Consider the following 11,433-nt stretch of genomic DNA (forward strand, 5'->3'; position numbering starts at 1 on the left):
CAATTAAACATCTATGACACCAAAATCTACCTTTGGAGGGATGGTACTCCGCTGTATTGCAGCAACCTGTTGTTTGTTGACTTTACTCGGTGGCAGCAGCAACGCACAGGTTAGCCCGAATGTGCCAGCTACCACCCGTTCACACAACAAACAGGTAATTGGGTACATCACACAATGGGATGCGTGGAAAAATGTTGCCGGCATTACTCCGCTCGGCGGCTACAATCATCTCAACGTGGATTACTCACAGTACACCATTCTCAATTTTTCCTTTTTCGGCGTAGCAAAAGACGGATCGCTGCACAGCGGCGACTTCCGCAACAAGAACATCTGGTCAGTAGGCGCGGTACAGGAGCCTGCTGCCTTATTGAATGAAGACATCTACAGCAGCTGGGATCTGTATCTGCTGTATGGTGAACTGGAAGTCCTGTATTACATATCAGATAACAGTTACGCCTACACGCTGGGATACCGTAATTCCGGCAGCGGATGGAACAACGTAAATACCGGCAGATCCGGCAGTTTTCCGTTGTCTGTACCCAAACAGGGTGGTGCTCCCGGCCTTATCGACCTGGCCCACCAGAAAGGTGTAAAAGTGCTGGCATCTATCGGCGGATGGAGCATGTGTAAACATTATCCTGAAGTTGCTGCCGATGCCACCAAACGCGCTAAATTCGTTGCCGGCTGTCAGCAGCTGATCAGCATGGGCTTTGATGGTATTGATTTCGACTGGGAGTATCCTAACGATCCCGGTATGAACATCGAACGTTACAGCACGGCAGACTACACCAACTTTGCCATACTGATTGAACAGGTAAGAACCGCTATTGGTCCCAACAAACTGATGACCAGCTGCTTCTCCGCCGCCGGCCGTAAACTTCCCGGCTTCGACTGGCCCCGTGTGAACAACACCCTGGACTACTTCAACATGATGACCTATGACTACAACGGCGGATGGTCTGGTATTGCCGGCCATAACTCCCCACTGTACGATTATCCCGGTCAGGAAGTAGCCGGCTTCTCCCTGGACGCTACCACCAAAGCAGTACGCGCCCTCGGTGTAAACATGAACAAAGTGAACCTCGGCGCTGCCTTCTATGGCCGTGGCGTAATCACTACCGGCGCTGCCGCATTGAACGGCCCTACCACCAAACGCCCCGAAACCGTACAACCGGATGGTCCTATCCAGACCTGCGCGGACTACACCAACTGGACAAAAGATGTATGGGACGGAACACCCAACTACAGCTACATCCAGCAGCAGACAGGCTCCGGTTCCGGCTGGACAGAACACTGGGACGATAATGCCAAAGTGCCTTACAAAACAAAAGGCAACTTCTTCCTGAGCTACGACAACGAGCGCTCAGTAGCAGCAAAAGCGCAATACATCAAGGATAACAGCCTCGCCGGCGTTATCATCTGGCAGGTTTACGGTGACATGACCAACATGACCACTTCCACCGTTCCGAAAGGAAAACTGATCTTTTGCCCTAATACCATTCACCCGCTCGTTAATAAAATCAATGAAACCTTTGCTGCCGGTGGTACTGGTAATAACCCTCCTACCATCAGCATCAGCGCTCCGGCTAACAATGCCGTATATACAGCGCCCGCCACTATCAACATACAGGCTAATGCCGCAGATCCGGATGGCCGCGTAGTAAGAGTGGAATTCTATAACGGCGCTACCAAACTTGGAGTAGACAGTACCTCTCCTTACACCTACGCATGGAACAACGTACCTGCCGGCACCTATTCACTGAAAGCTGTTGCTACAGATGATAAAGGAGCTGCTACCAACTCTTCCCTCGTAAGTGTAACCGTAAACACCGGTGGCGGCGGAATTGATACTTCCGGTAAAGTGATTGTCGGATACTGGCAGAACTGGGGCTCCCCTTCTGACCCATCTCCGTATATCCCTCTCCGTGATGTCAATCCGAAATATAATGTGATTGAAATCGCCTTCCCGACAAGTGGTACTGACCAGGCTACTATTTCCTTCGTGCCTGAAAACCAGACTTCCGCTCAGTTCCTGGCTGATGTTCAGTATCTGCAGGGTCAGGGCAAAAAAGTACTGCTCTCCATCGGCGGACAAAACGGTTCCCTGAACCTCACTACCGCTGCTCAGAAACAGGCTTTTGTTACTTCCATGAAAGCAATACTGGATCAATACAATTTCGATGGTTTCGATCTGGATATTGAAGGCGGTACCAGCCTGCAGCTGGACAATGGCGATAAAGACTTCACCAACCCCACTACCCCGAAAGTGGTGAACCTCATTGCCGCCTGTAAGGAAATCCTGGCCTACCGCAAAGGACAGGGCAAAAACGGCTGGCTCACCATGGCGCCTGAAACTTACTACGTACAAACTGCTTACGGCTCTAACTACAGCCCGCTGGTAGGCGCCTACCTGCCTATCATCTACGGTCTGCGTAACGAGCTTACTTTCATCCAGACACAATATTACAATACCGGTTCTGTGATGGCGCTGGATAACGGCGTATACAACCAGGGTACCTCCGACTTCATCGTTGGTATGTCTGAAATGCTGCTGAAAGGATTCCCTGTATCCGGTACCAGCCAGACATTCCCGGCCCTGCGCCCGGATCAGGTGGCCTTCGGTATTCCGGCTACTACCAGCGCTGCCGGCGGTGGTTATATCTCACCAGCCAATGTGAAGAAAGCACTGGATTATCTCATCAAAGGACAGTCCTACGGTGGCGCTTATCAGCTCCGTAACCCGGCCGGCTATCCTGGCTTCCGCGGTATCATGACATGGTCTGTCAACTGGGATAAGGCCAACAACAATGAATTCGCGAACAACTACTACGAATACTTCTTCGGTGGTACTCCTGGTAACAAGCCTCCGCGCGTAAGCATCTCCACACCGGCCAACAATACCGTGTATAACACCGCGCCGGCTAATATCAACATCACTGCAGCTGCTTCTGATTCAGACGGCGTAGTAGTACGTGTAGCCTTCTACAATGGCGGCACCCTGCTGGCAGTAGACAGCGTGGCGCCTTACAGCTATGCATGGAACAACGTTCCTGCTGGCAACTATGCTATCACCGCCCGCGCTACCGATAACGGCGGCGCTACCACTACCTCTGCTACAGTTAACGTAACTGTAAATGGTGTTGTTAATAATAAGCCTCCGCAGGTAAGCATCACCGCACCGGCCAATAATACCGTATATAATACGGCGCCGGCTACTGTAAACATCACGGCAGCCGCTTCTGACAGCGACGGCGTTGTGGTGCGCGTAGCCTTCTACAACGGCAGCACCCTGCTGGGAACAGACAGCACCGCTCCGTACACCTACACCTGGAGCAACGTGGCTGCAGGCAGCTACAGCATCACTGCCAGGGCTACAGATAACAGTAACGCTACTACGACCTCCGGCGTCATCAGCATCACCGTTAACGGCGGTGGCGGCGGTAACTGCGCAGGCGTACCTGCTTACCAGCCTTATCCGAAAATCTACTCAAAAGGCGAGCGCGTAGTAGAAAATAATAATCTGTACGAATGCAAGGCAGACGGTATCTACAACGTATCCCCAACCAGCGCATGGTGGTGGTGGACACTGGTAGGCCCTTGCTCCGGTGGTACTACCACAGCCAGAAGCGCCGGCGCTCCGGTTAACGCCGTTAACGACGCTCCGCTTACCGCTGCACAAGGCTCCGCTCCGGTTATCGTATATCCGAATCCGGTATCCGGCACAGATGTACAGATTAAGGTAGAGGCAGCTCATAACGATAAACTGCTGGTAGAAGTACTGGATCTGAAAGGTAGTGCACCACTTCTCCGCCAGATACATGCTTCCAGCCACAAAGGAACGCAACCTATCCGCATCGATATGACCAGGATACCACAGGGAACCTGGATTATCAGGGTTACCAACCAGCAAACTGGTAAGGTGTCTTCAGCGAAAGTAATACGGTTGTAAATAATTACGAATTACGAATTGCGAATTACGAATGAAAAGCGAAGACCTGAGCGACATCTGCTCAGGTCTTCGCTTTTCATTCGTAATTCGTAATTCGTAATTCGCAATTCGTAATTGAAAAGAAAAAGGCCCCCCGGTAAACCAGGGCGCCGTTCTTTTCTTATAAACCCACGTTAATAAGCTGATTGGTATTGGCAAATACTGCCTCTTGCACCGTGCAGCTTTCGGCTGGGATAAATGAGCCCTGGGGATCAAACCTGGAAATGGGCGACAGAAAAGATAATGCCGCGGATTGCAATGATACGGGACTACCGTTAACGGTTATACTTTTCTGTGCCGGGAAACCATGTAATATCACTCTGATGTAATGAAACTGACTGTTGTAGGCGCCTGCGGGCTTAGCCAGCGTCAGTTGCTTTCCGGGAGCATCGTAGGTGATGGCCCGCTCGTAATAGATGCCTTTTTCATTGTCCAGACTTTCTCCGTCATCTTCATAATAAATGAACGTATTGGTGCTGCCGCCCTGGTAGACGTGCAGTGAAAGCGTGTCTGAGGGCTTCTCACGGGTAGATTGTATCAAAGACTGCATGGGAATGATGCTGCCTTCCTTAACAAATACCGGTAATGTTCTGATGTTGAGGTCGGCGGTGATTTCCTGCCTGCCGCCGGTAATGGCGTCGGTATAAAAATTATACCATCTGCCTTCGGGGAAGTAGATCTTTCCGAATTCTCTGGTGCTTTCGAAAGGCGCTATCATGAAAGCCGGCCCGAATCCGTACTGGTTCTGAAAGCGGGTGTCATATACGCTGGAGTCAAAGGCATTGTTCAGCGCCAGCGTCTGCATAACGGGAACGCCTGTACGCGTAGATGCATACATGCTGCTGTACAGATAAGGCAGCAGTTTATACCGGAGGTTGATATAGTTACGCGATATTTCCAGTACCTCCTCGCCGAAAGCCCACGGCTCGGCAGATTTGGTATTGATGCCGGTATGATTCCGGAAATAAGGGATGAAGGCGCCTATCTGCATCCACCGGGCGTACAGACTAACACCAGGATTGCCGGTGAAGCCGCCCACATCCATGCCGGTGAATGAAAATCCGCTTACTCCGAGGCTGTTCATCAGCCGGATGCCCAGTAACATATGATCTTCTTCCGCGCGATTGTCGCCGGTCCAGAGGGCGCTGTAGCGCTGGCTGCCGGCATAGGCTGCACGGGTGAGCAGGAATGGCCGCTGCTGCAGCGCTTCCCGTGCACCGTCGTAGCTGGCGCGTACCATCTGCAGGCCATACAGGTTGTGCGCCTGCAGATGTGTTATGGGATGCCCTTCGTAGTCAAATACAACGTTGTTGGGCATCTTCTGGCCCCAGGTAGCTATTTCGTTCATGTCGTTCCATATGCCGCTCACACCCTCACGGATATACGATTTTATCTGTCCGCGCCACCATTGACGGCCTTTTTCACTGGTAAAGTCCGGGAAGTGGCACCAGCCGGGCCATACCTGACCGGTGTAATTCTGTCCGTCACTGTATTTGATGAAGATATTTTCCTTCCTGCCGCTTTCATAGGCGGCATAGCCCGCTTCAGCCTTGATACCGGGATCTACTATCACGGTTACGCGGAAGCCCATATCCTTCAAACGGTCAGTGAGTTGTTTGGGTTGTGGAAAACGCTCCCTGTTCCAGGTAAACAGCTTATAGGCATCCATATAGTGAATATCGAGGGTGATGCCGTCTGCCGGTATTTTCTTTTCCCGTAATGTCTGCGCAATGCGTAATACTTCAGTGTCCGGGTAGTAACTGTAGCGGTTCTGCTGGTATCCCAGGCTCCAGAGCGGCGGCATGGGCATGCGGCCGGTAAGGCTGGTATAGGAAGAAATAATATCTTTCATCTGCTGATGATAGATGAAATAGTAGTTCATCTCCCCTCCTCTTGCGCCGAAGGAAGAAAACCTGTTGTTACTGGCGCCGAAGTTAAAATCGCTCTGGAAGCTGTTATCGAAGAAGATGCCGTAGTTATGATGATGATGTATGCCAATGTAAAAGGGAACGGTGGCATAAATAGGATCCCGGTTGGCCGCATATCCGAACACATCGGAGTTCCAGTTCGTATAGCCTTCACCTTTACGGTCGAGGTTACCCGTTTTTTCACCCAGGCCAATAAATCTTTCCTGCTCCTGCATCTTTTTATAGGTGGTTACCTCATCGCCTATCCAGGAGGTAGTCAGGCCGGTTTCGTCTTCGCTGATAACATCTCCCGAAGGGCTGAAAAAGCTGATGGCAAATGGATGCTTGCTGATGCGCATACGCAGGGAATCTGTAGTGATGCTGATTTCGTTACTGTTCTGTGTAATCTGCGCCGCGGTAGCTACGGGCCGGGCAATTACAGCATAGGAGAAATCATTTCCAAGCGGCTGTTTATCCATGCGCACGCGGATGATAGCCGGGCTATACACGGTGATTTCTGCAAAGGCATGCTCTGTGCTGATTTTTACCTGCTGGCCGGAGATGCTGACGGTTTTTATCTTTCCCGGTGTTTTTACCTGTTGTGCAGATGCCTGGAAATGCAATGCAGACAAAAGTATGAGCCATATGGCGGGAAATGATTTTCTGAATATCATGAGCGAAATTTTAGTATAAAAAATCCCCTGCCGCATTATTTGCATAATGCGGAATACGGGTTAAAGTCTGTATGACAGGGGATTGGCCACGCCCGCAGGCGTGGCTGAAGAATACTTATCAGTAGCCTGGATTCTGCACCAGGTTCGGATTTACAGCCAGGTCGCTGGTAGGAATGGGGAACAGCAGATACTTAGGATCATCGCTGGGTTTCAGCTGCCATGGCAGCAGGAACTTACCAAAGCGGATGAGGTCCTGTCTTCTCCATCCTTCCCAATACAATTCGCGTCCTCTTTCGTCCAGCAGCTTGTTGAGATCGAGTGCCCCGATGGCGGAAGCACCGCGTTTATGGCGCAGGTCATCCACGATTGCCTGTGCGGCGCCGGCATTGCCTGTTCTCAGCAGGGCTTCTGCTTTCATCAGCAGTACATCTGCATAACGGAAGAAAACGTAATCATTGCTGGCTTCATTGTTTTCAATAGATTTCTTTGACGTGAAGAAATCTGGCGGATATTTTACCACGCGGATGCCGGTTACTTCCAGGTTGTTGCCGGATTCTTTCAGCTGCACCTCCCGTGTGAAGGCCAGGTTGTTGCCTTTCCTGTCTTTCAGCGGGTTATGGTTTACATCGTACTGCTGACCGATGAGGAAGCCTACATTCATGCCGCTGGTATCGGTTACGCCTTTGTACGGGCCGCCGATTCTTCTGTCTGCTGACTCGAATTTATCATAGAAGTCAGACAGTGTGGTGAATCCGTTCCAGCCGCTGGGCACCTGGTTGTAATGCACGGTGAATTTGGTGCGCGCATAGGTGGAATTACCGCCGCGCACGGTGCTGAAGCCGGGTCCGTTCTGCTGCGTGAAGATGTTTTCTTTTGATTTTACATCATTGTCGCGCGCGAAGTTGTCGAAATAATCCGCTGCGAGGGAGTAATTACCGGTACCGCTGATCTGATCGGCGATAGCAATAACTTTCTGCATATCTGCTGCGTCAAAGGTGGGTGCTTTCCTGTTGAGAAAGGCGCCTTTGTTGAGATATAATTTCATGAGGAGGAAGCGGGCGGCATCCTTGTTAGCTACATACGCCTCTGTAACGGGGCGGTCGCCCAGATCTTTCATCATGTCATTCAGTTCCGCCACAATGAAATCGAAGGCTTCCTGTGTTTTCATGACTACCGGCGCTTTCAGCAGAGTGTCTGTAGGTTTTCTGAAAGGTACCTGCCCCCAGAGATCCAGTACAGAGAACATGGAAAGTGCGCGGAGGAAGCGGGCCTGTGCGGCCTGGTTGGCACTGGGCCGGAAGTTCAGTACGTTGCTGGCGCTGAACTGCAGGGTCAGCAGGTTGGTAAAGGCATTCTGTATATGCGCATGATCGGAGTTCCAGGAGTGTTCATGGAGCGCGCGCCATACACCGTTATCGTCCCAGTCGCCGCCGCGGGTAGGACCAACGGTTTCATCGGTAGTCATCTGCGAAAGCCCCCAGGTGTTGCCGAAATCCTGGTAAGGCATCTGCAGGTTATCATAGGCGCTCTGCAGCAGTGAGGAGGCGGTGATAACAGAATCCGCTTCTTCCCTGGTAAGCGTGGAACCCAGTTTTTCATTTAAGCCACAGGCCTGGAAACCTGTTATGGTAGCGACTATTAATGCAGACCGGAAAATATTTTTAGTCATGATAGTAGTTTTTGCGTGAATAGAGATTATAAAGAGAACTGTAAGCCAAACATCACACTTCTGGCAGTCGGGTACGGAGAGTACTCAATACCGAAAGAAGTAACACCATTCACGTTTTTGTCCGTATTCACTTCCGGATCGAAGCCGGTGTACCGGGTTATCACCAACAGGTTCTGACCGGTGAGCGATAAGTTTACATTTTTGAATACCCTGCCGATGCCGCCCAGGCTGTAGTTGATAGTGACGTTATCCAGTTTCAGGAAGTTGCCGCTTTCCAGGTAACGGGAAGATACCGTGATGGGGTTGGAAAGGCTTTCTCCATTGCCCAGCAGGGATTTGGCGATATTTCTGGAACCAATGTTGCCGATAGGCAGTACGGTGTTGGCCGTGTTGTTATACACCTGATGGCCGAATGCGCCGTGCGCGCTGGCACGCAGCTCCCATTTCTTCCAGCTCACTGCTGTGTTGATACCCAGTAATGTTTTCGGATTGGGATTGGTCAGGTAGAAGAGGGTTCTGCCATCGTCCGTATACATGCCCTGGCCCTTGTCATCGAAGCCAAGGAACTGACGTACGTAGAAGGTATTCAGCGGATAGCCGTTGGCCAGGCGCTGTGCGGTGGCGCCGGAAACACCCTGTCCGTTGATGGCGCCGGTGAGTACCGGCGGACCGTCATAATTTTTCAGCTCGTTACGCAGGAAGGTAGCGTTAACGCCCAGGTTCCAGGTAACGTTTTTAGTTTTTACGATATCACCTCTGAGCGACAATTCCACGCCGTTGTTAATCACATTTCCCGGCAGATTAATCCAATAGGTAGAAGCCGGAGCCGGCTGTATGGCAGGGAAACTGAACAGCAGGTTGCTGGTGTTTTTATAGAAGTAGTCCACACTACCGGAGATGCGGTCCTGTAAAACGCTGAAGTCCACTCCCGCGTTGAACTGTTTGGATGTTTCCCATTTCAGGTCAGGGTTGGCCACATTGGTCAGTGCAGAAGACCCGTTGGCGAAAATGCCATATTGTTCTTCTGCTGCGCCGGCAGGGAATTCCTGGTTGCCGGTAACGCCATAGCCTACACGCAGCGCCAGGTTGTTGATGGTTTTATTGCCTTTCAGGAAGTCTTCGTTGCTGAGGTTCCATTTCGCAGCAAAGGAAGGGAAGTAACCGTATTTATTGTTCTTTCCGAACTTGCTGGAACCGTCTACCCTCATGGTTCCTGTAATCAGGTATTTGTCCAGGAAGTTGAGGGTGGCCCTGCCGAAATAGGACTGCAGCTCGGAGGTAGGGTTACGGAAAGAGCTGATGGAGGTATTGGCCTGTGAAGGCGCCTGGAGAATGTCCGTGTATTTGATGGCATAGGTAGGGAAGCCGTTGGCGCCCAGACCCATCCCTGCGTAATCGAATTTCTGATACTCATAACCCACCATGGCATTCAGGTTGAAGGCGGAGGTCAGCTGTTTGTTAAAAGTCAGTGTATTGTTGAACAGCTGGGTATTCAGTTCGGCATCGCCATAGTAGGCAGAGCCCTGCTTCATTATACCGGGAATATTGATAAAGGAGGCTACCTGTGACCTGCGGTTACCTACCTGATGATTGATGCTGTACATGGCGCGGTACTCCCAGTTATCATTGAATTTATAGTACGGGGAGATGCTGGCCAGTACGTAGGTAATATTCACTTTATCATCGTAGGCTTCAGACATGGCCAGCGGATTGACGGATTTACCCTCTTCCAGGATGTTCAGGGAGCCGTCGGTTTTTCTGATGGGCATGGTAGGGTTCCATTGCAGGGCCATACCGATAAGACTTCCGGTAAAGCCGGCATCGTTGGTGATGGGCGCCAGCTGTTCGGTTGTCTGCGCTACCATCAGGTTATAGTCCAGTCCCAGCTTCTGGCTTTCCAGGAATTTATTCTGACCGTTGAGGGTCGCAGTATATTTTTTCAGTCCTGATTTTTTGATGATGCCTTCCTGGTCCTGTAAGCCGAAGGAGGCTCTGTAGCGGCTGGTTTCTGTGCCGCCGCTCATGGCTACGTTTACATTCTGTGTAACGCCTGTCTGCAGGATGGAGTTCATACCATTGGAGCTGGAGCCGAAGTCGCCGCCGGTCTGGTTATATTGTTTCAGTGCAGAACGGTATTCTTCCGCGTTCAGTACTTTCAGTTGTTTCATGATGTTGCTGACGCCGGCGGAGTAGTTCACATCCAGGTGAGTAGGGCCGGGAGTACCTTTTTTAGTGGTGATAATAATCACCCCGTTAGCGCCGCGGGAGCCGTATATCGCTGTGGCGGAAGCGTCTTTTAACACGTCCATGGACGCAATGTCGCTGTTGTTGATGAAGTTGAGGGGGTTAGCGTCGGGAGTCTGCCCAAGGCCGCTTACATTGATAGCCGGGCGGGCTACACGTCCGTCCAGCGGTACTCCGTCTACCACATACAGCGGCTGGTTGCCGGACCTTACAGAAGATACGCCCCTGATACGTACGGTGGCGGATGCGCCGGGCGCGCCGCTGTTGTTGAGTACCATCAGGCCGGATACTTTACCCTGAATTAGCTGATCGGGGGCGGTGGTGATACCACGGTTAAATTCCGCCGCTTTCACCTGGGAAATGGCGCCGGTAACATCCTTTTTACGGGTGGTGCCGTAACCCACTACCACTACGTCGGTGAGGGTGGTGTTCTCTGCTGCGAGCTTTACTTCCACATGGGTTTTGCCGGTAATGCTCACCTCCTGGGCCACCTGCCCGATGAAGGAAATAATCAGTGCGGTGGCGCCGGGAGGTACGGATACCTTGAAGTTACCATCCGCATCGGCGGTAGTACCGCTTTTGGTACCTTTTATCTGGACAGTTGCGCCGGGAATAGCGACGCCTTTATCATCTGTGACTTTCCCTGTTACGGTTTTGTTCTGTGCTATGGCTAGGCCCTGCAGCAACAACAGGAAAGTACACAGCAAAAAATGCTTGAGAAGTCGTGTTTTGGTCATAATGTGGATTTTTTGAGCAGTGATAACTGTTCTGATTACCGTGGATTTTAAATGTTAGACTTAGATAGAAACAATAGTTGCACCTGCGGAGGAACGCTCAGCATTTTTACAACGTGGATTAAATTCTATTTCCGGTTTTTTTACGTGGGTGGCTACGCGCCTTTGTTTTCTTTTTTCTGGCTTTTTAAAGAATCCTTAGTTAGATTATTGGTTT

At 51.1% G+C, this 11,433-nt stretch carries 4 protein-coding genes; 1 reads left to right on the forward strand and 3 read right to left on the reverse strand.

Annotation, left to right across the window (positions count from 1 at the left end; translation table 11 throughout):
* The first annotated feature begins 13 nt into the window (after positions 1-13).
* Positions 14-3,949, forward strand: a complete 3,936-nt coding sequence (locus tag GWG06_RS06885) for a glycosyl hydrolase family 18 protein (protein ID WP_160712199.1) — start codon at positions 14-16, stop codon at positions 3,947-3,949.
* A gap of 160 nt (positions 3,950-4,109) precedes the next feature.
* Here the strand turns inward: GWG06_RS06885 and GWG06_RS06890 are convergent, their stop codons facing one another.
* The 3 genes from GWG06_RS06890 to GWG06_RS06900 form a co-directional block, all read right to left on the reverse strand.
* Positions 4,110-6,569: a glycoside hydrolase family 31 protein gene (locus GWG06_RS06890; protein ID WP_160712201.1), complete on the reverse strand. Its 2,460-nt coding sequence runs from the start codon at positions 6,567-6,569 to the stop codon at positions 4,110-4,112.
* 118 nt (positions 6,570-6,687) lie between these two features.
* Positions 6,688-8,238: a RagB/SusD family nutrient uptake outer membrane protein gene (locus GWG06_RS30915; protein ID WP_160712203.1), complete on the reverse strand. Its 1,551-nt coding sequence runs from the start codon at positions 8,236-8,238 to the stop codon at positions 6,688-6,690.
* Positions 8,239-8,264: 26 nt separating this feature from the next.
* On the reverse strand, positions 8,265-11,219 hold the full coding sequence (locus tag GWG06_RS06900; RefSeq protein ID WP_160712205.1) for a SusC/RagA family TonB-linked outer membrane protein: 2,955 nt from the start codon (positions 11,217-11,219) through the stop codon (positions 8,265-8,267).
* Positions 11,220-11,433: the final 214 nt, after the last annotated feature.

Origin of the sequence: Chitinophaga solisilvae (assembly GCF_009928525.1) — a bacterium.
Lineage (GTDB): Bacteria > Bacteroidota > Bacteroidia > Chitinophagales > Chitinophagaceae > Chitinophaga > Chitinophaga solisilvae.